This is a genomic window from Photorhabdus sp. RM96S, from assembly GCF_042879335.1.
GTDB classification, from domain to species: domain Bacteria; phylum Pseudomonadota; class Gammaproteobacteria; order Enterobacterales; family Enterobacteriaceae; genus Photorhabdus; species Photorhabdus kayaii.
The window spans coordinates 1-349 of sequence record NZ_JBHFKT010000213.1 but is presented as its reverse complement, the minus strand read 5'-3'; the positions used below and the strand labels follow the sequence as shown (position 1 = coordinate 349).

The 349-nt window shown below is 62.2% G+C and carries 1 pseudogene; it reads right to left on the bottom strand.

The window, feature by feature from the left end:
* Positions 1-349 (bottom strand): annotated as a pseudogene (locus tag ACGF49_RS25035) (DNA primase); the annotation flags it as partial.

Sequence of the window (349 nt, the reverse complement as noted above, 5' to 3'; positions counted from 1 at the left end):
ATACAGTTGCAGCACCCGCCCGCGGCTGGCCACGCTGGCCGATTCGGCCCAGCCGATCACCGGCACCACCACGCAGCCCCGGAAGTGATCCTGCCGGGTGGGGGTACGCAACACGCCCAGACCCGACAGCTTGTCGCGCAGTTGCTGGCCTTCCTGACTGCTCTTGGACGGTAATAAGCCCGCTGAACCGCCGATCCCGTGATGGCCCGCGTACCCCAGCTTAAAGTGACTGACCAGTTCAGGATGATTCAGCCCGCGTCGTGCCAGCCAGGCTTTGGCTTCCGGTGACGCCAGTAAGTTCTGATGATAAAAATCAATCACCTGATGCAACAGCGCCTGCCCGTCATCG